The following is a 24,248-nucleotide window of genomic DNA, read 5'->3' as shown; positions in this document are numbered from 1 at the left end:
GTGCAGCGCTACCGCTACGAGGCCGCCGACGCCGGCGGGCGCATCGAGACCGGCGTGCTGGAGGCCGACAGCGAGCGCGGGGCCCTGGCGGCCCTGCGCGGGCGTGGCCTGGTGCCGCTGGAGGTGGCCCCGGCGGCGCCGGCCGCTTCGGCGGGCTGGCTGGCGCCGCGTCTGTCGGAAACCGAACTGGCCGGCACCACCCGCCAGCTGGCCAGCCTGCTGGGCGCCGGCATGCCCCTGGAGGCGGCGCTCAGCGCGGCGCTGGAACAGGCCGAGCGGCGCCACGTGGCGGAGGCCCTGGAGGCGGTGCGGGGGGATGTGCGCAGCGGCGTGCGCCTGGCCGATGCCCTGGGCGCGCGGCCACGGGACTTTCCCGCCATCTACCGCGCGCTGGTGGCGGCGGGCGAGGAGTCCGGCGACCTGGCCCAGGTGATGGAGCGCCTGGCGGACTACGTGGAGGAGCGCAACGCCCTGCGCGGCAAGGTGCTGACGGCGTTCATCTACCCGGCGGTGGTGGGGGTGGTGTCCATCGGCATCGTGGTCTTCCTGCTCGGCTTCGTGGTGCCCCAGGTGGTCAGCGCCTTCTCCCAGGCGCGCCAGGACCTGCCGGGCCTGACCCGCGCCATGCTCCAGGCCAGCGATTTCGTGCGTGCCTGGGGGCTGGCCTGCGCGGCGGCCCTGGTGGCCGCCGGCTGGGGCTGGCGGCGCTACCTGCAGAACCCGGCGGCACGCCTGGCCTGGCACACGCGGGTGCTGCGCCTGCCGCTGGTGGGGCGCTTCGTGCTGGGGGTGGACACGGCCCGCTTCGCCTCGACCCTGGCCATCCTCGGTGGCGCCGGGGTGCCGTTGCTGCGGGCGCTGGATGCGGCGCGGGAGACGCTTTCCAACGCGCGCCTGGCGGCCTGCGTGGCCCAGGCTTCCCTGGCGGTGCGCGAGGGTGTGGGGCTGGCAGTGGCGCTGAAGGCGGGGCGGGTGTTCCCGCCGATCCTCATCCACCTGATCGCCAGCGGGGAGAAGACCGGCGCGTTGCCGCCGATGCTGGAGCGCGCGGCCCAGACCCTGTCGCGGGACATCGAGCGGCGCGCCCTGGGCATGACGGCGCTGCTGGAGCCGCTGATGATCGTGGTGATGGGTGGCGTGGTGCTGACCATCGTGATGGCCGTGCTGCTGCCCATCATCGAGATCAACCAGTTGGTTCAGTGACCGCGCGCGGGCTGCGGGCCGGGGCATCGAGCCCGGCAGCGTGGCGCCCGGCGATGTAGCCGAAGGTCATGGCCGGGCCGAGGTTGATGCCGCCGGAGGGGTAGTGCCCGCCCATCACGCTGGCCATGTCGGTGCCGGCGGCGTAGAGCCCGGCGATGGGCTGGCCCTGGGCATCCAGCACCCGTGCGTGGCCGTCGGTGCGCAGCCCGGCGAAGCTGCCGAAGCAGCCGGGCAGTACCTTCACCGCATAGAACGGACCGTGCTCGATGGGGGCCACGCAGGGGTTGGGGCCGGGATGGTTGGCGTCGCCGCTGCGGCGGTTGAAGGCGGTGCTGCCGCGTCCGAAGGCCGGGTCCTGGCCGTCGCGTGCGTGGCGGTTGTAGGCGGTGAGGGTGGCGGCCAGGCCGGCGGGGTCGATGCCGCAGGCGGCGGCCAGCGCCTCGGGCGTGGCCCCGCGCTTCAGGTAGCCGCTGCGCAGGTGCGCGCCGATCGGCAGCGGTGCCGGGCGTACGTGGCCCAGGCCGTAGCGGCGGAGGAAACGGTGGTCGCACACCAGCCAGGACACCACCGGTTCGCCTTCCGGCGTGGCGCGCAGCAGGGCGTCGACGTAGTCGTAGTAGCCGTGGGCTTCGTTGACGAAGCGCTGGCCGCTGGGCAGCACGGCGATCACCCCGGGCTTGCCGCGCTCGATGATGTGCGGGAAGTGCCCGGTGCTGCCGTCCCCGTGCGGCACCTCGGACACCGGCGCCCAGGCCAGCGGTGCGCGCAGGTCGCGGGCCACCACGCCCCCGGCGGACTCGCCCAGGCGCAGGCCGTCGCCGCTGCAACCGGGCGGCGGCAGGGCCAGGGTGGCCTGGCCGTTGCGCTCGTGCGGCACCAGCTCGCGCCGTCGCTCGGCGTCATGGGCGAAGCCGCCGGTGGCCAGCAGCACGGCACGGGCGCGGATGCTGTGTTCGACGCCGTCCTGCTCGATCACCGCGCCGCTGACGCGGTCTGCCTGCAGCAGCAGGCGCCGGGCCGGGGCCTGGGTCAGCAGGGTGACCCCCAGGTCTTCGGCGGAACGGGCCAGGCGCGCCACCAGCGCCACACCGTTGACCAGCTGCAGGGCACGACCATGACGGGCCAGGTGCCACAGGTGGCGGCTCACACGCCATGCCACGTGGAGGAAGGCACGGGACGAGCGGGTGAGGTTGAGGAAGGCGGCGAGGTCGGTGCCGGCCATGATCGGCATGCCGAGGAACGAGGTTTCCCGCATCGTCGTGCGCAGGTGGGGCAGCAGGTCCAGCACCGCGTGGCCGTCGTAGGGCGCGGCGATCAGCTGGTGTCCGCCGGTGGCCGCACCGGGGGCGTCGCCATGCATGTCGGGAATGCCGTTGCCATCGGCGAACTGCAGGGCGGTGTGCTGCTCGAAGAAGGCCACCATCTCGGGGCCGTGGTCGAGGAAGGCATCCACCAGCTCGGCGCGGTAGTGCTCACCCAGCACGTGACGCAGGTAGGTGCGGGCCTGCCCGGGCGCCTCGTCGATCCCGGCCCGGCGCGCCAGCGGGTTGCGCGGCACCCACATCCAGCCCCCCGACCAGGCCGTCGCCCCGCCCAGTACCGGGTCCTTCTCCACCAGCACCACCCGCTTGCCGTGGTGAGCCGCCGTAACCGCCGCCGCCAGCCCGGCAGCACCGGAACCGATGACCAGCAGGTCGCATTCGAGGGGAGGGGAAGCGGGTATGGGCATGGGATATTCCTGAATGTGGAACGAGGTTCCATATTCTATGGAGGCACCCGGGGTCTGACCAATCAGGCGGGGTGGGCAGTGGGCGGTCAGCGAACGGAAATGAACAGGCGTTTCCAGCAGGCCCGGTAACCCGCTGGGCCCTGCCGCCCAATGAAAAACCCCGTCAAAGGACGGGGTTCTTCAGAGCAGGCAAGCCGTCACGCACTACTGGGTTCCGCCGCCTTGCTGCTGCGCCCGGCACTGCGTGGCGCGGGGTGGTGGTCGTCGTCCTCGCACAGGGGCACTTCATTGCCGGCGGCGTCGTACAGCTTGCCGTTCTGGAAGTAGTCACCCTCGTTCAGGCAGGCGATGTCGGTGTAGCGCAACTGGCGCTCGCGGCCGGCAGCGATCACCGAAGGCTGGTCGGGCGTGCCGGCGGTGAAGTGGTTGAACACCAGGTTGAGCACGATGGCCATGATCGCGGCGGAGCTGATGCCGGAGTGGAAGATGGTTTCGAACCAGCCGGGGAACTGGTGGTAGAAGGTCGGCGCGGCGATGGGGATCATGCCGAAGCCGATGGAGGTGGCGACGATGATCAGGTTCATGTTGTTGCGGTATTCCACCTTGGCCAGGGTGCGGATGCCGCTGGCGGCCACGGTGCCGAACAGCACGATGCCGGCGCCGCCCAGCACGGAGGTGGGCACCGCCGCGATGATGCGCCCCATCACCGGCAGCAGGCCGAGGGTCACCAGGATCAGGCCGCCGGTGGCCACCACGTAGCGGCTCTTCACCCCGGTGACGGCCACCAGGCCGACGTTCTGGGCGAAGGCGCTCTGGGTGAAGGAGCCGAACACCGGCGCCAGGATGCTGGACAGCATGTCGGCACGCAGGCCGTCGCCCAGGCGGCGGGAGTCCACCTTGGTGCCGATGATCTCGCCCACGGCAAGGATGTCGGCGGAGGTTTCCACCAGTGTCACCATGATGACGATGCACATGGAGATGATGGCGGCCACATGGAAGGTCGGCATGCCGAAGTGGAAGATCGAGGGGAAGGCCACCAGCGGGCCTTCGGACACCTTGGAGAAGTCCGCCATGCCCAGGGACATGGCCACCAGGGTGCCGATCACCATGGCCAGCAGGATCGACAGGCGCGAGATGGTGGCGCTGCCCACCTTGCTCAGCAACAGGACCACCGCGAGAGTGAGCCCGGCGAGGCCGATGTTGGCCATGCTGCCGAACTCCGGCGACTGGCTGTTGCCGCCCATGGCCCAGCGCGCGGCCACCGGCATCAGCGTCAGGCCGATGGTGGTGATGACCACGCCGGTGACCAGCGGGGGGAAGAACTTGGTGATGCGGGAAAACACCGGGGTGATCAGCAGGCCGATGAGCGAGGCTGCCATCACCGCGCCGAGCACCGACTGGATGCCGCCGCCTTCGCCGCTCTGGAGGATGGCGATCATGGTCGCCACGCCGGCAAAGGACACGCCCTGGACCAGGGGCATCTGGCTGCCGAAGAAGGGAACACCGAGGGTCTGGAGGAGGGTGGCGAGGCCACCGGCGAAGAGCGAGGCGGCGATCAGCAGGCCGATCTCGGCGGGGGAGAGGCCGGCGGCCTGACCGAGGATCAGCGGTACGGCAACGATGCCGCCGTACATGGTCAGGACGTGCTGCATGCCGTACGCAAGGTTGGCGCCGACGCTGAGTTTTTCATCTTCCGGCCGTTGTGCTGCGGGCGCGGTCGTAGCGGTGTTTTTCATGGAGGTGCACTCACTTCTTGTCGTTGTGCGCGCACTGTAGTGCTTTTTGTCTCAATGTTTCCAGATGGTTGTATACATAAAATTCAGCACCCTGTGTGCGATTTGCGACCGGCCAGTCGGCGCTTTGGCGTAGGAGCGCGTGAAACCTGCGTTCCAGAGCGGATTCGTTGAAAGGGCCGAAAAGCGTCCGTGGCCGTGAAGCTGGACGAACGGTCAGGAAATCTGCGGAAAGGCCGTTCGCCGACACGGGGAATGCGCTCGACACTGGCCGGAATGCCCTTCTAATATGCAAGCCCCTTCTTGCCTAAAGCCCCGCCGATGACCGACGACTCCGCCACCTCCACGGCCGACCGCATCCTGATGCTGGTGAAGACCCGGGGCCCGCTGGCCACCGCCGAACTGGCCGAGGAACTGGAGCTGACCCCCGAGGCTGCCCGCCAGCAGGTACAGAAGCTGGCCCAGGGCGGCTTGCTGGAGGGCCAGCAGGCGCCCATCAGCGGGGCCGGGCGTCCGCGCCGGCGCTGGGCGCTCACCGAGGCCGGCCACCGGCGCTTCCCCGATGCCCACGCGCAGCTCACCGTGCAGTTGATCGCCTCGGTGCGGCAGCTGTTCGGGGAGGAGGGCATGGACCGCCTGATCGGACAGCGCGAGTGCGAGACCCGTGCGCTCTACCGCCAGGCCTGCCAGGCCGACAGCGTGGTCGGGCGTCTGCAGCAGCTCGCCGAGGTGCGCTCCCGCGAGGGCTACATGGCGCGGGTGGAAGCCGATGGCGCGGACTGGCTGCTGATCGAGGACCACTGTCCGATCTGCGCAGCGGCCACGGTCTGCCAGGGGTTCTGCCGCTCGGAGCTGCAGCTGTTCCGCGAGGTGATCGGCGCCGACGCCGAGGTGGAGCGCGAGCAGCACCTGCTGAGCGATGCCAATCGCTGCGTCTACCGCGTTCGCCTGAAGTGAGCCTCGCGCCCGAAGTTGCCGGGCGCGGGGCAGGGGGTCAGCGCCGGGACGGGCGCTGGCGGAGGTAGTCGAGCACGGCGGCCTGGTCGCCGGCGAACTCGATGCGCGCGGCCTTGCCTTCGCGCTGGAAGGCGTACATCGGGTCGTAGTATTCCCGCAGCAGGCCATCGATCCAGCCCCGGTGCAGGTCCACCTCGCCGCTGGCCTGCTGGCGTTGCAGCGCCTCGTCGAGGATCGCCGTCATGCGCTTGTGGCGCTCGCCACCCAGGCGCTTGAGGATGTTGGCCATGCCCTGGCGCAGGCGCGCGGCGAACTGCTCGAAACCGGCTTCCTCGCCGTGCAGGGCGACGAACTCGGCGCACAGGCCGATCACGTAGTCCCGCAGGATGCGCTCCACGCGGTTCTCGAAACTGTCGTCCAGCCACACCAGCGGGTACTGCTGCATGCCCTGGTACAGCTCCAGGGGCAGGTTGCAGCTGCCCACCACGCGGCCCTCGTCCTCCAGCACGAACTGACCGATGCCGCTGTCGCGCTTGCGCAGCAGGTCGATGGCCAGGCCGTTCTCGAAATCGATCTGCGCCGGCTGGGCGGTAGCGCGGCGACCGAAGCTGGAGCCCCGGTGGTTGGCGTGGCCTTCCAGGTCCAGGGCGTTGCCGAGGGCCTGGATGACGTCGGTCTTGCCGGTGCCGGTGAGGCCGCCCACCAGCACGAAGTCGCACTCGTGCACGGCGGCCTGGAGGGTCTCGATGAGGAAGGTCCGCATCGCCTTGTAGCCACCGGTGACGCGCGGGTACTGGATGCCGGCCTCGTCCTTCAGCCACTGCTGGACGATCTGCGAGCGCAGCCCGCCACGGAAGCAATAGAGGAAGCCATCGGGGTGGGCCTGGGCGAAGGCGGCCCAGGCTTCGATACGGGCCGCCTTGGTGGCGCCGCTGACCAGCTGGTGGCCGAGGGCGATGGCGGCTTGCTGGCCCTGCTGCTTGTAGCAGGTGCCGACCTTCTGCCGCTCGATGTCGGTCATCAGCGGCAGGTTGACCACACCGGGGAACGCGCCCTTGGCGAATTCCACCGGTGCACGGGCGTCCATCATCGGCACGCCCTCGAGGAACAGGCGGCGGTAGTCGGTGGTGTTTTCGCGCATCACTCCACCTCTACCGCGTGGCTCTGTCGCTCGGCCAGTTCGCCGATGGGCGCCAGGTCCAGGCCCAGTTCGCGGGCCACGGCGAGGAACTCCGCCTCGCCCTCCGGCGCCACTGCCACCAGCAGGCCGCCGCTGGTCTGCGGGTCGCAGAGCAGGTGGCGACGGGCCTCGTCCAGCGGGGCGATGCGCTCGCCGTAGCTGTCGAAGTTGCGCAGGGTGCCGCCGGGGATGCAGCCCTCGGCCAGGTAATGCTCCACGCCGGGCAGGCGCGGCACCGCGTCGTAGCGGATGCGCGCGGTCAAGCCGCTGCCGTCGGCCATTTCCACCAGGTGGCCGAGCAGGCCGAAGCCGGTGACGTCGGTCATGGCGTGGACGCCGGCCAGCTTGCCGAAGCGGCTGCCCGGGCGGTTCAGGGTGCACATCCAGTCGCGGGCCAGGTGGCGGTCCTGCTCGCGCAGCCTGGACTTCTTCTCCGCCGTGGTGAGGATGCCGATGCCCAGCGGCTTGGTCAGGTACAGGCGGCAGCCGGCGGTGGCGGTGTCGTTGCGCTTCATGTGGCGCTTGTCCACCACGCCGGTGACGGCCAGGCCGAAGATCGGCTCGGGGGCGTCGATGGAATGGCCACCGGCCAGGGGGATGCCGGCCTCGTCGCACACCGCGCGGCCGCCACGGATGACCTCGCGGGCGACCTCCGGCGGCAGCACGTTGACCGGCCAGCCGAGGATGGCGATGGCCATCAGCGGGTCGCCGCCCATGGCGTAGATGTCGCTGATGGCGTTGGTCGCGGCGATGCGGCCGAAGTCGAAGGGATCGTCGACGATGGGCATGAAGAAGTCGGTGGTGGAGACCACCCCGCGTTCCTCGTCCAGGGCGTAGACCGCCGCGTCGTCGCGGGAGGCGTTGCCCACCCACAGGCGCGGGTCCAGGTTCTGCGCGCCGCTGCCGGCGAGGATCACTTCCAGCACCTTGGGGGAGATCTTGCAGCCGCAGCCGGCGCCGTGGCTGTACTGGGTCAGGCGGATGGGTTCGCTCATGTCGCACCTCACTGAAATCGTGGCGGCGGATTCTATCAGGCCGCTGGGAAACTCACCGGGTTGCCGCTGCGGCAATAGACATCCTCTGGATGTCCATTGGGTTAGGTCCCTGTAACGAGCCGTGTGCTCATGCTGCTTAACCAGTTCTGTTGATGTCACCTGTTTCGCCTTCCCAGGCGAGTCACTTTTCTCAATCGCCCAGAGAAAGTAACCAAAAGGGCTCGCCCCTGCATCCGGGTCCCGCTTCGCGGGACTTCCCTCGCTCCATCGTTGCTCCGGGGGCCGGCGCGATGGGCCATCCATGGCCTGGCGCGCCTCTCGCGGCATCCATGCCGCTCGTCCCCCTGCGCAACGACTGCGCTCGGCCTCCTGAAGGGGCATTTTCCCTGCCTCACCTTCCTCTCCAAGCAGAAGTCCAGCGTACGCCCGTGTCTTCTTCCTTTCGGAAAGAGAGGCGGGAAGGGGCTCCAAGGGCTTTGAAAGTCGAGATAGAAAGCCCCTGCAACACTGGCCTTTGCGCCCGCGATTCCTATAATTCCGCCGCGGCGCCCGCAGTGGCCGCCCATCTCCCCCGATCCTTCCGCTATTGAACCGGAGAATCAGCATGCTCAAGCGCACCCTGGCCCTCGTTGCCGGCCTTGCCCTGTCCTGTTCCGCCCTGGCAGTGCAGGCCACCGAAACCCTGCGGGTCAGTGCCATCCCCGATGAAGCGCCCACCGAGCTGCTGCGCAAGTTCAAGCCGCTCGGCGCCTACCTGGAGCAGCAACTGGGCATGAAGGTGCAGTTCGTGCCGGTGGCCGACTACCCGGCGGTGGTCGAGGCGCTGGCCACCGACCGCCTAGACCTGGCCTGGCTCGGCGGCTTCACCTTCGTCCAGGTGCGCCTGAAGACCGGCAATGCCATCCCCCTGGTCCAGCGCGAGCAGGACGCCCAGTTCACCAGCAAGTTCATCACCGCCAACCCGGAGGTGAAGAGCCTGGCCGACCTCAAGGGCAAGAGCTTCGCCTTCGGTTCGGTGTCCTCCACCTCCGGCAGCCTGATGCCGCGCTTCTTCATGCTCAAAGACGGCATCAAGCCCGAGACCTACTTCAGCCGCGTGGCCTATTCCGGCGCCCATGACGCCACCGTGGCCTGGGTCCAGGCCGGCAAGGTGGATGGCGGCGTGCTCAACGCCAGCGTCTGGGAGAAGCTGGTGGCCGCCGGCAAGGTGGACACCACCAAGGTGCGCGTGCTCTCCACCACGCCGACCTACTACGACTACAACTGGACCGTGCGCGGCACCCTCGACCCGGCGCTGGCCGAGAAGATCAAGGCCGCCTTCCTCGCCCTCGATCCGGCCAACCCGGAGCACAAGGCGATCCTCGACCTGCAGGCCGCCAGCCGCTTCATCGAGACCCAGCCCGAGAACTACAAGGGCATCGAGGAGGCCGCCCGGGCCGCCGAACTGCTGAAATGACCGTCCGCCTCACCGGCGTGGGCCTGCGCCTCGGCCAGGTCCGCGCCCTGGACGGCATCGACCTGCACATCGAGGCCGGAGAGCGGGTGGCGGTCATCGGCCCCTCCGGGGCCGGCAAGTCCAGCCTGCTCAATCTCCTGGCCACCGCTCTGCAGCCCGACAGCGGCACGGTGGAGCTGCTCGGCGAGGCGCCCTGGCGCCTCTCGGGCCGCGCCCGCCAGCGCCTGCGCACGCGCATCGGGCTGATCCACCAGGCGCCGCCGCTTCCCTCGCGCCAGCGCGTGGTCACCACCGTGCTCGCCGGGCGCCTGGGGCGCTGGGGCACCCTGCGCGGGCTGGCCAGCCTGTTGCACCCACGGGATGTACCCGGTGCCCGTGCGGCCCTGGCCACCCTCGGCCTGGCGGACAAGCTCTTCGCCCAGTGTGGCCAGCTGTCCGGTGGCCAGTTGCAGCGCGTCGGCATCGCCCGCGTGCTGTACCAGCAACCCGAACTGCTGCTGGCGGACGAGCCGGTCTCGGCCATGGACCCGGTGCTGGCCGACCACACCCTGGAGACCCTCTGCCGCCATGCCGGCGAGCGTGGCGTCACCCTGGTGGCCAGCCTGCACGCCGTGGAGCTGGCCCTGGCGCACTTCCCCCGGGTGATCGGCGTGCGCGACGGCCGCCTGGCCTTCGACCTGCCGGCCGCCCAGGTCACCCCTGAACGCCTGGACGCGCTCTACGCCAACGCCGGCATCGCCTCGCCACAGGCCGCCGGCGCCGCGCCCGCCCCGGTGCAGATCCCCCGATGCTGAGCCGCGACACCCGCGATCCGGCCTTCCTGCCGCGCCTGCTGCTGGGGTTGCTGGCGGTACTGGTGCTGTGGCCGGGCATCCGCCTGGCCGAACTGGACCCGCGCGTGCTGTTCCAGGCCGACAGCCGCCAGGCCATGGGCGGCTTCCTGGCCGGGTTCTGGCCGCCGGCCCATGGCGCCGAGTTCCTTGAGCTGCTGCTGGACGCCACCCTGCAGACCCTCGCCGTGGCCACCGCCGGCATGGCACTGGCGCTGCTGCTGGCGGTGCCCATGAGCCTGCTGGCCAGCCGCGCGCTGTCGCTGTCGGCCGCCTCCCGCAGCGGTCGACCCAGCACCCTCGGGCTGGTGCTGCGCTGGCCGGTGCGGGCCTTGCTGGTGTTCCTGCGCAGCGTGCCGGAGATCGTCTGGGCGCTGCTGTTCGTCCGCGCCGTGGGCCTGGGGCCGACCGCCGGGGTACTGGCCATCGCCATCACCTACAGCGGCATGCTCGGCAAGGTCTACGCGGAAATCTTCGAATCGGTCGGCCAGCGGCCTGCCCATGCGCTGATGCAGGCCGGTGCCGGGCGCCTGTCGGCGTTCTTCTACGGCATCCTGCCCAGCGCCGCCGGCGAGCTGGTGTCCTACACCGTGTACCGATGGGAGTGCGCCGTGCGTGCCTCGGTGGTGATGGGCTTCGTCGGTGCCGGCGGGCTCGGCCAGCAGATCGACCTGTCGATGCGCATGTTCGCCGGTGCCGAGGTGGCCAGCATGCTGCTGACCTTCCTGCTGCTGGTGTGGCTGGCGGACCAGTTGAGCCGCCTGCTGCGCGGGAGGCTGGCATGAAGCGGGTGATCGACCTGGCCATCGTCCTCGCCCTGCTGGCGGCCGTGGTGGGGTCGTTCCGCTACCTCGGGCTCGACCTCAAGGTCTTGCTGGGGGAGGGCGTGGGCGGGCAGATGGCCGACTATGCCCTGCGCTTCCTGCGGCCGGACCTGGGCCTGGAGCACCTCCAGGCGGTAGGCCGGGGGGCGCTGGAAACCCTGGCCATGTCCGGCCTGGGCACGCTCCTGGCCGCGCTGCTCGGCCTGCTCCTGGCACTGCCCGCCGCCGGGCGCTTCGGCTGGCCGGGCAAGGCCCTGGCGCGACTGCTACTCAATGCCCTGCGGGCCATTCCGGAGCTGGTGTGGGCGGCGCTGATGGTGCTGGCGGCCGGCCTCGGCCCCAACGCCGGGGCCCTGGCCCTGGCGGCGCACACCGCCGGGGTGCTCGGCCGGCTGTTCGCCGAGGCCCTGGAGAACGCCCCGCCGGAGCCTGCCGACGCGATACGCCTGGAGGGCGGCAGCCACCTGGCGGCCTTCTGCTACGGCACGCTGCCCAACCTCTGGCCACAGTTGCTGGCCTACATGCTGTACCGCTGGGAGAACAACATCCGCATGGCCAGCGTGCTCGGCTTCGTCGGCGCCGGCGGGCTGGGGCAGATGCTCTACACCACCCTCAGCCTGTTCCAGGAACGCCAGGCCAGCACCGTGATCCTCGCCATGCTGGCCCTGGTGCTGCTGGTGGACGCCCTCAGCGACCGCATGCGCCAGCGCTGGGTACGGGCCTGAGGCGTCCTCAATAGAGGTGCTTGAGGTCGTGGCGGACCACGGCGTCCACCACCAGGGTGGTGGCCTTGCCCAGGAGACCGGTGCCGTTCATGTGCTCGGCCAGCATCTTCGGGAAGGACGGGATGGCCGCAGGCGACAGGTGGGTTTCCGTGCGCCACAGCCCGGCGGCCACCAGCTCCGGAGCCTCGACGAAGGCGAAGCGCTCCACCTCCAGCAAGATGCCCAGCACCGGCGCCTTGCCGTTCACCGACAGCGGGCCTAGCAACCCCGGGTCGGCGCTCACCTGGGCGCGCCCGGTGACACTGAGCACGGTGGACGCACCCGGTAGCAGGAAGGCCAGTTTCACCTCGCCGCAGCTGAGGATGTTGCTCAGTGACACCGCCACCTTGTTGCCCGGCCGCTCCGGGATCAGCAACCGGTGCCCGTCCAGCACACCAACGAAACCGTCGGGATCGCCGCGTGGGGACAGCTCGGTGGCGCCCTCGGCGTTGCGGGTCAGCATCAGCAGGTACGGCGAGCGGGCGATGAAGGCCTGTGCCGCCTCCGAGAGCACCCCTTCGCCCCGGCCCATCGGCCACGCCGACCGACTCTCCCGTGGGGTCCAGAAGTCGGCCCGCACCATGGCCCGCGAGCAGTGCAGGAACAGCGCGTCGGCGCAGAACTCCAGCAGCAGGCCGGCGTCTTCCTGCTGGGTGTGGCAGCGCCCGTTGGCACGCAGGGCAAAGCCGATGCCCGGCATGATGAAGAGCAGGCTGCACGCCCTGGGTGCCTGGCTGGCCACCGCTGGCAGCAGGGCCGGCCAGGCCATGCGGATGCGGGTGCCCTCGGCGTGGATCACCGGTGTGGCGCACAGGTCGAGGAAGGCGATGGGGCTGTCGCTGCCGGCCAGGCCGACGACGCAGACGCTGGCGTTGCGGATGACGGTCAGGCAGTGGTCGTCGATCGCCGGTTGCAGGCGCTTCTTCATCAGGGCGGGCGGTTCGGCGATCAGCGTGCGCAGGGCGCCGAGGGATTCGATGCGGTGGCGGGGCATGGGGCGACTCCTCGTGAACGGGTGTCCCGATGCTAGGAGCAGCCTGCCGGCAGGGGCATGGCAGCGGGTTTCAATCCACATGGCGTTCGGTTGCATTCATGCGCCGACCTGAAGGAGCGATCCCTGGCGGAGGTCGCTGCGGGGCGTTACTGTCCGCCCAGGAAAAAGGACTGCCTGCCATGAGCCCAACCCGCGTTTCCGCCCTCGCGGTACTCGATCTGCATGACCTGCTGCTGCAACTGGGCGCGGTCGACGCCGCCCAGCTGCAAGCCGCCGGCCTCTCCCGCGAGGGGCTGCTGGCGGGCTGCGACCCGCTACGGCCCCTGCCGGAGCAGCGCCTGGACGAGTCGCTGCTGCTGGGCCTGTGGCAACAGGCCGCGAGCCATTCGGCGCTGCCCCACGTCGGGCTGCTGGTGGGGCTGGCGTTCAACCCGGAGCGGCGCGGCCTGCTGGCCAGCCTGCTGTTCCAGTGCGCATCGGTGGGCGAGGCGCTGTCGACCTTCCTGCGCCATGGCGCGCTGATGAACCCCTCCGAGCAATGGCGGGCCCATGACACTGGCGACGGCTTGTGCCTGGAGCTGGCGTTCGCCGCCGGGCGCGGCTATCCCCAGGCCGCGGTGGAGCGCAGCCTGGTGGCACTGGTGCGCTGGGGGCGCGAACTGGCGGGGGACGGCTTCGTACCGGATCGGGTGGAGTTCGCCTGCCCGCGCCCGGCCTATGCGGAGCGCTTCGCCGATGCGTTCGGCATTGCCCCGCAGTTCGGGTGCGCCGCCAACCGCGTGTACCTCTCCGCCGGGCAGGTGGCCAGCCCGATCCGCAGCGCCAACCCCTACCTCAAGGCGTTGCTGGAGGCCCGCGTCCAGGAGGCTCAGGAGCAGCTCCGGGCGGAAACCGACCTGGTCGAGCGGGTCCGCCTGCTGATCCGGGCCGACCTGGCCAGCGGTCCGGGCGTGGACGCGCTCTGTGCCCGCTTGCACCTCAGCCGGCCGACGCTCTACCGGCGCCTGCGGGAGCAGGGCACCGGCTTCGCCGAGCTGCTGGAGGAGGAGCGCAGCCGTGTCGCTTTGCAGCAGGCCCGCGAGGGCGTTCCCGTGCAGGCGATCAGCGAGGCGCTGGGGTTCAAGGACGTGAGCACCTTCCACCGGGCCTTCCGCCGCTGGTTCGGCCATTCACCCGGCGCGGCACGGCAGGTGCGGTCGATGGACTGAAGAAAGGCCCGGTCACCGTCGGCGAGCCGATGTGGCTCAGCCGCCGCGCTGCTTCTTCAGTTGCGCGTCGAAGGCGGCCTCGGCCTTGTCGGCGTAGGCCTTGCAGCTCATGGGCGACGGGTTGGGGTGTTCGGCGTTGGTGTAGTCCCAGCCGCTGGCCTCGGCGTGGGGGGTGATCAGCAGGTCGCAGGGCAGGGCGCGGACGGCGGCGAAGCCGCTGCGGAAGGCCTCGGCGATCTTCGGGAAGCGCGGGTTCATCCACAGGCTGTAGCCGGGGGCGCTCAGGCTGTCGCTGTAGGCGATACGCAGGGGCTTGCCGTCGCGGCGGTCGGTCCAGGTCCAGCTCAGGCTGCCGGGGGTGTGCCCGGGGGTGAAGTGGGCAGTGAAGGTCATACCACCTAGCTCCACGGTTTCGCCGTCCTGCACCAGGCGGTCCACCTGCACCGGGGCGAAGACCATGTCGTCGCCGAAGTGGATGTCCTGGCTGTCGCCGCGCTGCAGCAGCACGGCCGATTCGGCGTTGCTCACCAGTTGCGCGCCGGTGGCCTTCTTGATGGCGGCCAGCGGGCCCACGTGATCGATGTGGGCGTGGCTGTGCAGGATCAGCTTGAGGTCGCCCGGCGCCACACCCAGCTCGCGCATGTTGGCCAGCAGGTGGTCGGCCACCTGGGGCATGCCGCCGTCCAGCAGCACGGCGCCTTCCGGCGTCTTCACCAGCAGCGCGGTGATGCTGGCGGTGCCGATGTGCCAGGTGTTGTCGGCGATGCGCAGCGGTGCCACCGGGGTCAGCCAGGCGGCCGGGGCGGTGTAGGGCTGCAGTTGCGGCAGGACGGCCTGGGCGGCCACGGCGGGTTGGGCCAGCAGCAGGGCAAGGCCGAGGGTGGTCAGGGTACGCACGGGGCAGTCCTCGGAAAATGAAGGGGCGCCATTCTGACTGCCTGGTCGCGCAGGTCAATGCCTGTCGACTGGCCAGCCTGTTGGCGCGTGCCGCGCAGCGGCCTGTAACGCGAATGAGACAGCTGTCACAGGATGGCAACCTGATATTGCTTCAATGGCCGCCATTCAACGGGCTCGGGGGAGTCGCCAATGGCAGCCGAAAACGCGCTGGAACGCCTGCTCAGACCGGTGGCGGCGCTGCCGCCGAGCCTGAGCATCAGCGACGTGGCGGACCAGCTGCTGGCTCCCGAGCACCGCCGCTTCCTGTCCCTCCCGGTGGTGGAAGGCGGCCGGCCCATCGGCCTGGTGAGCCGCTACACCCTGCAGGACATCTTCATGCAGCGCTTCGGCCGCGACCTCTGGGGCCGCCGCCCGGTGGCCGACGTGATGAACGCCGAGCCCCTGGTGCTGAGCCTGGACAGCAACCTGGAGCAGGCCGCCAAGCAGGTCACCGCCGGCCTGCAGTACCCCATCACCGAGGACTTCATCCTGGTGGACGGCGACGGCCTGTACCGCGGCCTCGGCACCGTGCTCGACCTGCTCAAGGCCATGGAGCTGCGCATCGCCCAGCGCAACCGGGTGCTGCGCCAGGCCCTGGTGGACCTCAAGGAGTCCCAGGCGCAGTTGGTGCAGTCGGAGAAGATGGCTTCCCTCGGGCAGATGGTCGCCGGCGTCGCCCATGAGCTGAACACCCCGCTGGGCTACGTGCGCAACAACGTGCAGCTGCTCGACCAGCTCAGCGCCCCGCTGGTGGAGCTGGCCCGCAGCCAGGCCGCGCTGGCCGATTGCCTGGCCGACCCGGCCTGTGACGAAGCACGCCTGGCCCAGGCCTTCGAGGCTGCCGCCGCCATGCGCGAGCAGGCCGCTCCCGAGCAACTGGCGGACGACCTGCGGCAACTGCTCGACGACACCCTCTACGGCCTCGGCCAGATCGGCGAGCTGGTGGTGGGGCTGAAGGACTTCGCCCGGCTCGACCGCGCCATGGACGAGGCCGTGGACCTCAACGACTGCGTGCGCAGCGCCTTGCTGATCGCCCGCAACCACATCAAGGACAAGGCCGAGGTGGTGCTGGGCCTGGGCGAACTGCCCGCCGTCAGCGCCGCGCCCTCGCAGATCAACCAGGTGCTGCTCAACCTGCTGACCAACGCCGCCCAGGCCATGGTCGGCCACGGCCGCATCCAGATCCGCAGCTGGGCCGAAGGCGACTGGGTGTGCGTCTCGGTGCAAGACAGCGGCTGCGGCATGGCACCCGAAGTGGCCCGGCGCATCTTCGACCCGTTCTTCACCACCAAGCCGGTGGGCGAGGGCACCGGCCTGGGCCTGTCCATCAGCTACAAGATCATCCAGGACCACGGCGGCAGCATCCGCGTGGCCTCTGAACTGGGGCGCGGCACGCGCTTCCTCATCCGCCTGCCGACTGCGCAGGCCCGCGCCCTGAAACGGAGTGCCTGAGCCATGACATCCGCCATCCGCATCCTGTTCGTCGACGACGAGGAGCGCATCCTGCGCAGCCTGGCCATGCAGTTCCGCCGGGACTACCAGGTGGTCACCGAGAGCGACCCGCTGCGTGCCCTGGAGCGCCTGGCGCGGGAGACCTTCCACATCGTGGTCAGCGACCAGCGCATGCCGCAGATGAACGGCGCCGAGCTGCTGACCCAGGCCCGCGAGATCGCCCCGGACTGCCTGCGCATCCTGCTCACCGGCTACTCCGACCTGGATGCGGCGGTGGAGGCGCTGAACAGCGGCGGCATCTTCCGCTACCTGACCAAACCCTGGGACCCGCAGGAAATGGCCTTCACCCTGCGCCAGGCGGCGGAGATCGCCGCCCGCCCGCAGGCCGCCTCGGCCGGTGCGCCCAACGCCGAACCCCGTGGCCTGAGCGTGCTGCTGCTGGACGAAGACCCGGAGACCCTGGCCAGCGTGGCCGACTTCTGCATGGCCGGCGGCCACCGCCTGCTGCGGGCCCGCAGCCTCACCGAGGCCATCGGCCTGCTGAACGAGGAGGGCGCCGACCTGCTGGTGAGCGACCTGCGTTGCGGCGGCGAAGACACCGCGCCGCTGCTCAAGTCGCTGGCCCAGGCCCACCCGCGCCTGCTCAGCCTGGTGGTGACGCCGTTCCGCGACACCCAGGCGCTGCTGCAACTGGTGAACGAGGCGCAGATCTTCCGCTACCTGCCCAAGCCGATTCGCCGGGGGCTGTTCGAGAAGGGCCTGAAGGCGGCTGCCGAGCAGGCGCGCAACTGGCGCGAGCAGCCGGCCCAGGTGCCGGCGCGGCAGGCCGAACTGCCGCGCGAGGCGCGGGAGAAGGAACGTGTAGGGAGCCTGCTGGGCATGCTCGGCCGGCTGCGGGAGCGCCTCAGCGCCTGAGGCCGGCGCTGCATCAGCTGCCGCGATAGACCTTGCGCAGCAGCTGCAGGAGGGTGTCCCGCTCGGCGTCGCTCAGGGCGCTGGTGGACTCGATGTCGCTTTCCGCCGCGACCTGCTTGAGGTCCTTCAGCAGTTGCTCGCCGGTCTTGCTGAGGAAGATCCCGTAGGAGCGCTTGTCCGGCTTGCAGCGCACCCGCACCGCCAGCGCACGGGCCTCCAGCTTGTTCAGCAAGGGCACCAGTTGCGGCGGCTCGATGGCCAGGGCGCGGGCCAGGTCCGCCTGCATCAGCCCCGGGTTCTGGTCGATGATCGCCATCGCCGAGAATTGCGCCGGGCGCAGGTCATGCACCGCCAGCTTGTTCACCAGGTGCTGGAAGACCTTCAACTGGGCGCGGCGCATGGCGTAGCCAATCAGTTCATCCAGGGAAGTGTCGAGCACGGCGGGCTCTGCGGTTTCGATTGCAGCGTCGGCGGGGGTGGCGGCACGTCGGGCCATGGGGTCTCACTCGGCAGAATTAGTTAATAGCGCTATGCATTTTGCGTGCATCGCGCCGCTTCCGCCAGCCACCTGCGCACGTTGCCCCGGCCCGGCGGCCAATTGGGGGGAACCCTGGGCGACCCGCGTCACTCCATCCAGAAGGGGCCCGGACGCGCGGTCCGGGCCGGGACGGCAGCGAACCCGCGTGGATGCGGGGCGACTGCGGAGGAGGACGGGATGAGAAGCCATGTGGTGCACTTCACGGCGCCGATCAACTCGCACACGTGCGGCCAGCTGATCGACAAATGCTCCCAGGCGATCCAGCAGGGGGCGGACGAACTGATCATCAAGATCGCCACCATGGGTGGGGAATGCAGCTACGGGTTCTCCCTGTACAACTTCCTTGTCTCGCTGCCGGTGCCGGTGAAGACCCACAACCTGGGCACGGTGGAATCCATGGGCAACATCATCTTCCTGGCCGGCGAGCGGCGCACGGCCTGCCCGTACAGCAAGTTCCTGTTCCATCCCTTCCACTGGACCCTCAACGGCGCGGTGGACCATGCGCGCATGTCCGAGTACGCCATGAGCCTGGACTACGACCTGCACCTGTACGACGCCATCGTCCAGGCACGTACCGACGGCGCCCGGGTGCCCATCGACGTGCTGGCCTGCCTGACCGCCGCGCCGAAGATCTTCAACGTCGACGAGGCCCTGGCCGCCGGGCTGATCCACGAGGTGGACTGCCTCGGCATGCCCACCGAGGCGGTCAACTGGTGCGTGCACAGCTGAGCCCGGCTACGCCAGGCCCAGCTTGCGGCGCATCGCCACGGTCAGGCGCTGGCGGGTACCGGGCAGGTCCTGCCAGGGGTCTTCGCCCAGGTCGTCCAGGCGCTTGTGCAGGGTGCGCAGGGACCAGGCCTGGGCATTCCTGAGCGTCGCCAGCTCCTCGAAGCTCACCGGCACCGAGACCGGCAGCCCCTCCCGCGCCCGCAGGGAGTAGGCGCAGACGGTGGTGGCGCCGGCGCCATTGCGCAGGTAGTCGATGAAGATGCGCCCGACCCGGTTGCGCGGGCCGGACTTGGCCGCGAAGCGCTGGGGCAGGTTGCGCGCCATGTGCTGGGTGATGCCCTGGCTGAAGGCTTTCACCGTGTCCCAGTCGTGCTTCGGAGCCAGGGGCACGATCAGGTGCACGCCCTTGCCGCCGCTGGTCTTGAGGAAGGCCCGCAGGCCCAGTTCGTCGAGCACCGCCAGGGTCAGCTCGGTGGCCTCCAGCATGGTCTTCCAGGGCAAGGCCGGGTCCGGGTCGAGGTCCAGCACGAAGCGGTCGGGGTGCGCCAGGTCGGCGGTGGTGGCATTCCAGGTGTGCAGCTCCAGGGTGCCCATCTGCACGGCACCGAGCAGCGCCTCGGGGCTGTCCAGCAGCAGGCCCGGCTGGCCGGCGCGGGCCTTGTCCAGCACGCCGATGGCCTGCGTGCCCAGGCTGCCCGGGTTCTTCTGGAAGAACTGCTCGCCCTCGATGCCTTCCGGCACCCGCAGCAGCGCCACCGGGCGCTGGGCCAGGTGCGGCAGCAGCCAGGGGGCGATGGTTTCGTAGTACCGGGCCACATCGCCCTTGGTCAGGCCGCTGGCCGGGTCGATCACCCGCTGCGGATGGGTGATGCGCACGGCCGCCGAATTGGCCGTCTCCTCGCCCTGCAGGCGCTGGGCGGCGACGGGCTCGTCGCGGGTGATGGCGCGGGCCGGCTTGTCCTCCCGCAGGCCCTTGAACACCGCCTGGCGCACGATGCCTTCACGGGTCATCTCGGCGAAGGCCACTTCCGCCAGCGCCTCCGGACGCAGCCAGTGCACGCCGCGCGCCTCGGCCCCGCGCGGCGGCTGGGTGCAGGCCGGCTGGCGCGTCTCCAGGGTCTTGAGCCGGGCATGCACGCGGGCGAGCACGGCCTGGTCGAAGCCGGTGCCCACCTTGCCGGCGTAGCGCAGTTCGCCGTGGGCATCGTGCAGCGCCAGCAGCAGGGCGCCGAAATGCGAGCGGCTGCCCTTGGGCTCGGTGTAGCCGACGATGACGAATTCCTGCCGCCGCTTGCACTTGAGCTTGATCCAGTCGCTGCTGCGTCGGCCCGCGTAGAGGCTGCCGGCGCGCTTGCCGATCAGGCCCTCCAGGCCCAGCCGGCAGGCGCTGTCGAGCACCGCCTCGGCAGGTTCCGTGAAGGACTGGGAATAGCGCAGCAGTCCGTCGTCGTCGAGCGGTTCCAGCAGCTGCGCCAGGGCTTCCCGGCGCTGCTCCAGCGGGGTCTCGCGCAGGTCCCTGCCGTTGAGGTGCAGCAGGTCGAAGAGGTAGTACAGCGCCGCCTCGCTGCGGCCCACCTCGAAGGCGTTCTGCAGGGCCTGGAAGTCGGGCTGGCCGTCCTCATCCATCACCACCACTTCGCCGTCCAGCCAGGCCTCGTCCACCGGCAGGCGTGACAGGGCCCGGGCCTGGGCCGGCAGGCGGGCGGTCCAGTCATGGCCGTTGCGGGTGAACAGCTGCACCTGGCCGTGATCGAGGCGGGCCAGCAGGCGGTAGCCGTCGAACTTCACCTCGTAGTGCCAGTCCCCGGCCGGTGGACGGTCCACCAGGGTGGCCAGCTGCGGCTTGAGCTGCGCGGGCAGGGCGGCGGCCTTGGGCTTGGCCGCCTTGCGCCGGGTGCGCGGGGCCTGGGTCCTGGCCTCGCGGGGCACCAGGCGGCGCTCGCTGAGCACGCTGTCCGGGCGTGATTCGGTGATGCTCAGCTCGCTCTCGGGGTGGGCCGCCGCGTCCCGGTGCTTGATCAGGAACCATTGCTCCTGCTTGCCCGGCAGCTGGGTGCGCACCAGGTTCCACTGGCCGGCGAGCTTCTCGCCCTGCAGCTCGAAGCGCAGGCGCCCGGCACGGTAGCCGGCCACCGGGTCGCCCTGGGGAATCCACACGCCCCGGTCCCAGACGATCACATCGCCCGCGCCGTAGTGACCCTCGGGGATGTGGCCTTCGAAGTCGGCGTAGTCCAGCGGGTGATCCTCCACGTGGATGGCCAGGCGCCGGGCGGCCGGGTCCAGGCTCGGGCCCTTGGGCACCGCCCAGCTCTTCAGGGTGCCCTCCAGCTCCAGGCGGAAGTCGTAGTGCAGGCGCGTCGCATCGTGCTTCTGGATGCAGTAGCGCAGGGCGTGCCCGGCCGCCTTCTTGCCGCGCCGGCGCGCGGAGGTGCCGGGCTCGGGGGTGGCGTCGAAATCGCGCTTGCGGGCGTAGTCGTTCAGGGCGTCGCTCATGGCAGGTCCTCCTGTGCAGGGGAGTGGCCGGCGGGGCGGAAGGTTCAGGTCGCTTCGCGAGCGGTCAGGGATCGGGGTGGAAGCGCTTGAGCAGCGGCTGGATCGACAACCCGTGGAGCAGGATGCTCAGCGCCACCACGCTCAGCACCAGGTCGCCGAGGCGGTCCTGGTCCAGCGCCCGGGGCGCATGGGCCAGGGCGAAGCACAGGTAGTACAGGCTGCCGATGCCGCGTATGCCGAACCAGCCCACCAGGTACCGCTGGGACCGGGGAATGCCGTGGCGACCCAGCAGCAGCGCCACCATCAGCGGGCGCACGCCGACGAACAGCAGCAACGCCACCGGCACCGCTTCCCAGCGCCAGTGCTGGGCGAGCAGGGCACCGAGCACCGTCACCAGCAGCACTTCGAGGATGCGTTCGAGCAGGTTGCCGAAGGCCTGGATGTCCACCATCAACGCGCTGGCGGCGATCTGCGGGTGGCGCGCCGGGTCCTCGCCGAACTCGATCAGCGCCTGGGTGTGGCTGTCCTCGCGCAGCTCGCCCTGGCGCGCCGACTCCTCGGCCGGCACCGGGCCGCTGGCGCGGGCCTCGGCGTGGCGCATGCCGAGCCCGGCGGCGAAGGTGCTGAGAAAGCCCCAGCCGCCCAACGCCTCGGCCAGCACGTAGGACAGGGCGATCACCGCCAGGGCGATGAAATCGTTCGGCGACACGGCGGTCTCGGTGTGGCGGGCGCGCAGGCGGATCACTCCGCGCCCCACCGCGCGGCCGAAGCCGAACCCCACCAGCAGCCCCACCGGCACCGCCCAGAGCACGTCGTTGGCCAGCCAGTGCAGCCAGGTGGCCTGCCCGGGCAGGCCGGAGCCCTGGAGGAACAACAGGCCCAGCATCACGAAGGGGAAGGCGATGCCGTCGTTCAGCCCGGCCTCGCCGGTGAGGGCGAAGCGCATCGGATCGGTGTCGCTGGCGTGGTTCACCTGGATCAGGTTGGCCAGCACCGGGTCAGTGGGCGAGAGGATCGCCGCCAGCAGCAGGCAGAAGCCGAAGTCCAGGCCCAGCAGCGCCTGCAACAGCGTTGCGAACACCAGTACGGTGGCCACCAGCACCGGCCCGGCCAGCAGCCAGGCCGGGCGCCACTGGCGGGCATTCAACGGCAGGCGCAGGCGCAACCCGGCGAGGAACAGCGACACCAGCACGGCCACCTCCACCAGGTGCCCGAGCCAGGTGCGAACCTGGGGCAGGTCCTGCTGCCAGAGGCCGAGTCCCAGGGGACCGATCAGCAGCCCGAAGCCCAGGTACAGGGCCGAGGTGGTGATCGGCAGCAGGCGCACGTAGGCAGAGGCCAGCCCGAGGATCAGCAGCAGGCCGCCCAGGACCAGCAGCCACTGCTGGAAGCTCACCCTGGAGTCTCCGCAAGGGCGGATCGTGGCTTTCGTGAGACGCAGGCGGTGCCGACCATGCTCAGGAGTAGCGGGAAGAGTGATGGGGGTAGGCGCCGACCCGGGCGCCGATGACCATCTCGCTGATCCAGTTGGTGAGGATGCGCGTGTAGGCCTGCTGGTGATGGTCCTCGCTGAGGGCGTGGTCGGCGCCATCGAGGATGCGATGGGTGAGGGAGTGGGCCTGCTCGAAGGCAGCGCGGTAGCTCATCAGCGTCATGTGCGGGACGTAGCTGTCGTGCTCCGACTCCACCAGCAGCACGTCGCCGGTGAAGGCGGCGCAGGCCTTCAGCGCGAGGTTTTCATCGGGGTTCCAGGGCTGGCGCCGGTAGCGCGCCAGGCGGGCCACGTCGAGGGACTGCTTGGGGCGGTCCCATTCCTCGTCCCAGTACAGGGCCGGCACCCGCAGGGCCAGCCACTTCACCGGGCGCCGGGTGGTGAGGAAGGTGGCGAGGTAGCCGCCGTAGCTGCTGCCGATCACCGCGATGGCCTCGGGGTTGACCGCCGGGTGTGCCGCCAGCCGGTCATAGGCCGCGAGGATGTCGGCCAGGTTCTGTTCACGGGTGACGCTGGCCTTGGCCTCGGCGGTGCGCTCGTGGCCGCGCAGGTCGAAGGTCAGGCACACGCAGCCGAGCCCGGCGATGCCCTTGGCCCGCGCCAGGTCGCGTTGCTGGCTGCCGCCCCAGCCGTGGACGAAGAGGATGCCCGGCACACGGGCTTCGGGGGAGAGCAGGGTGCCGCACAGGGGCTGGCCCTCGACGATGATTTCCAGGGCCTGGCTATGGGCGGTCATCAGCGATTACCTCCACGTATTTGCACAGGCGCCCCAGCCCGGGCACCTCGCCGTCGGAAAGCACCCAGGCGTCGGCCGGCACTCGGGGCTCGCCATAGGTTTCCCGGGTGCGGGCGTGGACCCGCCGGCACGCCGGCTCCGCGTCGAACAGTTCCAGGGCGAAGACCTCCGCCGCACTGGCTCCGCCCACCCGCCAGGATTGCTCCAGCACCCCGGAGCGCCACTGGCCGGTGGCATTGCGCCCGCGCGCCACGTCATAGTTGCGGCGCGAGGCGAGCAGGTCGGGGTAGCTGTGCAGGGCGGCCTCTTCGTAGCGCCGGGCCTGTTGCACCGCCAGGCGTATCGAGGCCGGCAGCGGCTCGGCCAGCAGCGCGTCGTAGCCGCCGCGCACCAGGTACAGGTCGGAGCCGCCGTAGACCGGCTCGCCGGCGCCGTCACGGGTCAGGTGCTGCACGCCGTGGTAGCTGGCCAGCAGGCCGTTCACCTCCACCTGACCGACGCTGTAGGTCGCCACGTCCTCCAGTTGCTCTTCCAGCACCAGGCCCCAGGTGGCCAGTTCATCGGTCGGCAGCTGCGCCACCAGGGCGTCCAGTTCCGCCAGCTGGCGGATCACCTGCTGGCCGCGACCGGCCTTGGCGCGCACCGGTTTGGCCCGCAGCGGGCCGCGTTCCAGCAGGCGCTGCCCGGCGCGCCGGGCGTCCTCCGGGCTGAACACGCTGAAGCCCTCCAGCACGGCATCCCCGGCCTGTTCGGCGAAGGCGTCGGACCAGCCCCGTGGCGCCTGAGCGCCAGGGCCCGCGAGGGGATGGCCGATGGCCTTGGTAGCCATGAAGGGCTCGGCGACCCAGCCGCCGAAGAGCTGCCCGATGTGGCTCAGACCGTGACGCTGGGTCGGGCCCACCAGGGTGTCGTCGGGCAGCAGGTAGTGCCGCCCGGGCTCCTCGACCTGGGTGATGGGCGCGGGGTCGAAGGGGCAGCCCAGCAGGCGCGCCAGGCGTCCGCCGAGCAGACGGTGCACGCAGGCTTCGTGCTCGGCCAGGGGGGTACCACTGCGCAGCAGGCGCACGTCGGCAGGGCAGGCCAT

Annotated in this window: 21 protein-coding genes; 10 read left to right on the top strand and 11 right to left on the bottom strand. The window is 70.5% G+C overall.

The annotated features are described in order from the left end of the window. On the top strand, nt 1-1,203 hold the full coding sequence (gene gspF, locus SZ55_RS06360) for a type II secretion system inner membrane protein GspF (RefSeq protein WP_044403210.1): 1,203 nt from the start codon (nt 1-3) through the stop codon (nt 1,201-1,203). Here gspF and SZ55_RS06355 read toward each other — a convergent pair. Both SZ55_RS06355 and SZ55_RS06350 read right to left on the bottom strand, forming a co-directional pair. After that, complete coding sequence (locus tag SZ55_RS06355; protein WP_044403049.1) at nt 1,184-2,932, bottom strand: FAD-dependent oxidoreductase; 1,749 nt, start codon at nt 2,930-2,932, stop codon at nt 1,184-1,186. The two genes, gspF and SZ55_RS06355, sit on opposite strands and share 20 nt — an antisense overlap. 197 nt (nt 2,933-3,129) lie before the next feature. After that, nucleotides 3,130-4,668, bottom strand: a complete 1,539-nt coding sequence (locus SZ55_RS06350) for a nucleobase:cation symporter-2 family protein (protein WP_044403046.1) — start codon at nt 4,666-4,668, stop codon at nt 3,130-3,132. 318 nt (nt 4,669-4,986) lie between these two features. On the opposite strand from SZ55_RS06350, the gene SZ55_RS06345 reads away from it, so the two are divergent. Beyond that, nucleotides 4,987-5,622: a helix-turn-helix transcriptional regulator gene (locus tag SZ55_RS06345; RefSeq protein ID WP_044403041.1), complete on the top strand. Its 636-nt coding sequence runs from the start codon at nt 4,987-4,989 to the stop codon at nt 5,620-5,622. A 37-nt stretch (nt 5,623-5,659) separates the two neighbouring features. Here the strand turns inward: SZ55_RS06345 and mnmH are convergent, their stop codons facing one another. After that, nucleotides 5,660-6,763, bottom strand: a complete 1,104-nt coding sequence (gene mnmH, locus SZ55_RS06340; RefSeq protein ID WP_044403038.1) for a tRNA 2-selenouridine(34) synthase MnmH — start codon at nt 6,761-6,763, stop codon at nt 5,660-5,662. Then, complete coding sequence (gene selD, locus SZ55_RS06335) at nt 6,763-7,797, bottom strand: selenide, water dikinase SelD (RefSeq protein ID WP_044403034.1); 1,035 nt, start codon at nt 7,795-7,797, stop codon at nt 6,763-6,765. The genes mnmH and selD overlap by 1 nt, the downstream gene beginning before the upstream one ends. Nucleotides 7,798-8,401: 604 nt before the next feature. On the opposite strand from selD, the gene SZ55_RS06330 reads away from it, so the two are divergent. The 4 genes from SZ55_RS06330 to phnE are packed head-to-tail and all read left to right on the top strand — an operon-like array spanning nt 8,402 to nt 11,632. Then, nucleotides 8,402-9,253: a putative selenate ABC transporter substrate-binding protein gene (locus SZ55_RS06330; RefSeq protein WP_044403031.1), complete on the top strand. Its 852-nt coding sequence runs from the start codon at nt 8,402-8,404 to the stop codon at nt 9,251-9,253. Further along, nucleotides 9,250-10,047: a phosphonate ABC transporter ATP-binding protein gene (locus tag SZ55_RS06325; RefSeq protein WP_044403028.1), complete on the top strand. Its 798-nt coding sequence runs from the start codon at nt 9,250-9,252 to the stop codon at nt 10,045-10,047. Before SZ55_RS06330 ends, SZ55_RS06325 begins: the two co-directional genes overlap by 4 nt. Continuing rightward, nucleotides 10,041-10,868, top strand: coding sequence for a PhnE/PtxC family ABC transporter permease (locus tag SZ55_RS06320; protein WP_044403025.1), 828 nt, complete (start codon nt 10,041-10,043; stop codon nt 10,866-10,868). Before SZ55_RS06325 ends, SZ55_RS06320 begins: the two co-directional genes overlap by 7 nt. Continuing rightward, nucleotides 10,865-11,632: a phosphonate ABC transporter, permease protein PhnE gene (phnE, locus tag SZ55_RS06315; protein ID WP_044403023.1), complete on the top strand. Its 768-nt coding sequence runs from the start codon at nt 10,865-10,867 to the stop codon at nt 11,630-11,632. The genes SZ55_RS06320 and phnE overlap by 4 nt, the downstream gene beginning before the upstream one ends. A 7-nt stretch (nt 11,633-11,639) precedes the next feature. Here phnE and SZ55_RS06310 read toward each other — a convergent pair whose 3' ends face one another. After that, nucleotides 11,640-12,665 carry a pyridoxamine 5'-phosphate oxidase family protein gene (locus SZ55_RS06310; RefSeq protein ID WP_044403020.1) on the bottom strand — a complete coding sequence of 342 codons (1,026 nt, stop codon included), beginning with the start codon at nt 12,663-12,665 and terminating at the stop codon, nt 11,640-11,642. 179 nt (nt 12,666-12,844) lie between these two features. On the opposite strand from SZ55_RS06310, the gene SZ55_RS28785 reads away from it, so the two are divergent. Next, entirely contained in the window at nt 12,845-13,873 is a 1,029-nt protein-coding gene (locus tag SZ55_RS28785; protein WP_044403018.1) for an AraC family transcriptional regulator, read from the top strand. Nucleotides 13,874-13,909: 36 nt separating this feature from the next. On the opposite strand, the gene SZ55_RS06300 is transcribed toward SZ55_RS28785, so the two are convergent. Then, nucleotides 13,910-14,770: a subclass B3 metallo-beta-lactamase POM-1 gene (locus tag SZ55_RS06300; RefSeq protein WP_044403015.1), complete on the bottom strand. Its 861-nt coding sequence runs from the start codon at nt 14,768-14,770 to the stop codon at nt 13,910-13,912. Between the two features lie 189 nt (nt 14,771-14,959). On the opposite strand from SZ55_RS06300, the gene SZ55_RS06295 reads away from it, so the two are divergent. Both SZ55_RS06295 and SZ55_RS06290 read left to right on the top strand, forming a co-directional pair. Beyond that, a complete protein-coding gene (locus SZ55_RS06295; RefSeq protein WP_044403010.1) occupies nt 14,960-16,261 on the top strand; it encodes a sensor histidine kinase in 1,302 nt (433 codons plus the stop codon). A 3-nt stretch (nt 16,262-16,264) separates the two neighbouring features. Beyond that, nucleotides 16,265-17,176, top strand: coding sequence for a response regulator (locus SZ55_RS06290; protein ID WP_044403007.1), 912 nt, complete (start codon nt 16,265-16,267; stop codon nt 17,174-17,176). Nucleotides 17,177-17,189: 13 nt separating this feature from the next. On the opposite strand, the gene SZ55_RS06285 is transcribed toward SZ55_RS06290, so the two are convergent. Further along, a complete protein-coding gene (locus SZ55_RS06285; protein WP_044403004.1) occupies nt 17,190-17,672 on the bottom strand; it encodes a MarR family winged helix-turn-helix transcriptional regulator in 483 nt (160 codons plus the stop codon). Nucleotides 17,673-17,891: 219 nt separating this feature from the next. Here SZ55_RS06285 and SZ55_RS06280 point away from each other — a divergent pair, with 219 nt between their 5' ends. Next, on the top strand, nt 17,892-18,443 hold the full coding sequence (locus tag SZ55_RS06280) for an ATP-dependent Clp protease proteolytic subunit (protein WP_044403002.1): 552 nt from the start codon (nt 17,892-17,894) through the stop codon (nt 18,441-18,443). 6 nt (nt 18,444-18,449) lie between these two features. Here SZ55_RS06280 and ligD read toward each other — a convergent pair whose 3' ends face one another. The 4 genes from ligD to SZ55_RS06260 form a co-directional block, all read right to left on the bottom strand. Continuing rightward, nucleotides 18,450-20,936, bottom strand: coding sequence for a DNA ligase D (gene ligD / locus SZ55_RS06275; protein ID WP_044402999.1), 2,487 nt, complete (start codon nt 20,934-20,936; stop codon nt 18,450-18,452). Between the two features lie 64 nt (nt 20,937-21,000). Further along, nucleotides 21,001-22,332 (bottom strand): cation:proton antiporter, encoded by a 1,332-nt coding sequence (locus SZ55_RS06270; protein ID WP_044402997.1) that lies wholly within the window; start codon nt 22,330-22,332, stop codon nt 21,001-21,003. Between the two features lie 61 nt (nt 22,333-22,393). Next, nucleotides 22,394-23,164, bottom strand: coding sequence for an alpha/beta hydrolase family protein (locus SZ55_RS06265; RefSeq protein ID WP_044402994.1), 771 nt, complete (start codon nt 23,162-23,164; stop codon nt 22,394-22,396). Then, nucleotides 23,151-24,248 carry a DUF3182 family protein gene (locus tag SZ55_RS06260; protein WP_044402992.1) on the bottom strand — a complete coding sequence of 366 codons (1,098 nt, stop codon included), beginning with the start codon at nt 24,246-24,248 and terminating at the stop codon, nt 23,151-23,153. The genes SZ55_RS06265 and SZ55_RS06260 overlap by 14 nt, the downstream gene beginning before the upstream one ends.

This window comes from Pseudomonas sp. FeS53a, from assembly GCF_000931385.1.
Classification (GTDB): Bacteria; Pseudomonadota; Gammaproteobacteria; order Pseudomonadales; family Pseudomonadaceae; genus Metapseudomonas; species Metapseudomonas otitidis.
Note: the sequence above shows the minus strand (reverse complement) of the source record. Positions and strands in the feature narration are given on the sequence as shown.

Coding starts and splice junctions, on each gene's coding strand:
- SZ55_RS06310 (WP_044403020.1), bottom strand. CDS start 12,665: ATGCCCCGCCACCGCATCGAATCCCTCGGCGCCCTGCGCACGCTGATC.
- SZ55_RS06280 (WP_044403002.1), top strand. CDS start 17,892: ATGAGAAGCCATGTGGTGCACTTCACGGCGCCGATCAACTCGCACACG.
- SZ55_RS06345 (WP_044403041.1), top strand. CDS start 4,987: ATGACCGACGACTCCGCCACCTCCACGGCCGACCGCATCCTGATGCTG.
- SZ55_RS06350 (WP_044403046.1), bottom strand. CDS start 4,668: ATGAAAAACACCGCTACGACCGCGCCCGCAGCACAACGGCCGGAAGAT.
- phnE (WP_044403023.1), top strand. CDS start 10,865: ATGAAGCGGGTGATCGACCTGGCCATCGTCCTCGCCCTGCTGGCGGCC.
- SZ55_RS06295 (WP_044403010.1), top strand. CDS start 14,960: ATGGCAGCCGAAAACGCGCTGGAACGCCTGCTCAGACCGGTGGCGGCG.
- ligD (WP_044402999.1), bottom strand. CDS start 20,936: ATGAGCGACGCCCTGAACGACTACGCCCGCAAGCGCGATTTCGACGCC.
- SZ55_RS06355 (WP_044403049.1), bottom strand. CDS start 2,932: ATGCCCATACCCGCTTCCCCTCCCCTCGAATGCGACCTGCTGGTCATC.
- SZ55_RS06285 (WP_044403004.1), bottom strand. CDS start 17,672: ATGGCCCGACGTGCCGCCACCCCCGCCGACGCTGCAATCGAAACCGCA.
- SZ55_RS28785 (WP_044403018.1), top strand. CDS start 12,845: ATGAGCCCAACCCGCGTTTCCGCCCTCGCGGTACTCGATCTGCATGAC.
- SZ55_RS06290 (WP_044403007.1), top strand. CDS start 16,265: ATGACATCCGCCATCCGCATCCTGTTCGTCGACGACGAGGAGCGCATC.
- SZ55_RS06260 (WP_044402992.1), bottom strand. CDS start 24,248: ATGGCCTGCCCTGCCGACGTGCGCCTGCTGCGCAGTGGTACCCCCCTG.
- SZ55_RS06330 (WP_044403031.1), top strand. CDS start 8,402: ATGCTCAAGCGCACCCTGGCCCTCGTTGCCGGCCTTGCCCTGTCCTGT.
- SZ55_RS06325 (WP_044403028.1), top strand. CDS start 9,250: ATGACCGTCCGCCTCACCGGCGTGGGCCTGCGCCTCGGCCAGGTCCGC.
- SZ55_RS06320 (WP_044403025.1), top strand. CDS start 10,041: ATGCTGAGCCGCGACACCCGCGATCCGGCCTTCCTGCCGCGCCTGCTG.
- SZ55_RS06265 (WP_044402994.1), bottom strand. CDS start 23,164: ATGACCGCCCATAGCCAGGCCCTGGAAATCATCGTCGAGGGCCAGCCC.
- selD (WP_044403034.1), bottom strand. CDS start 7,797: ATGAGCGAACCCATCCGCCTGACCCAGTACAGCCACGGCGCCGGCTGC.
- mnmH (WP_044403038.1), bottom strand. CDS start 6,763: ATGCGCGAAAACACCACCGACTACCGCCGCCTGTTCCTCGAGGGCGTG.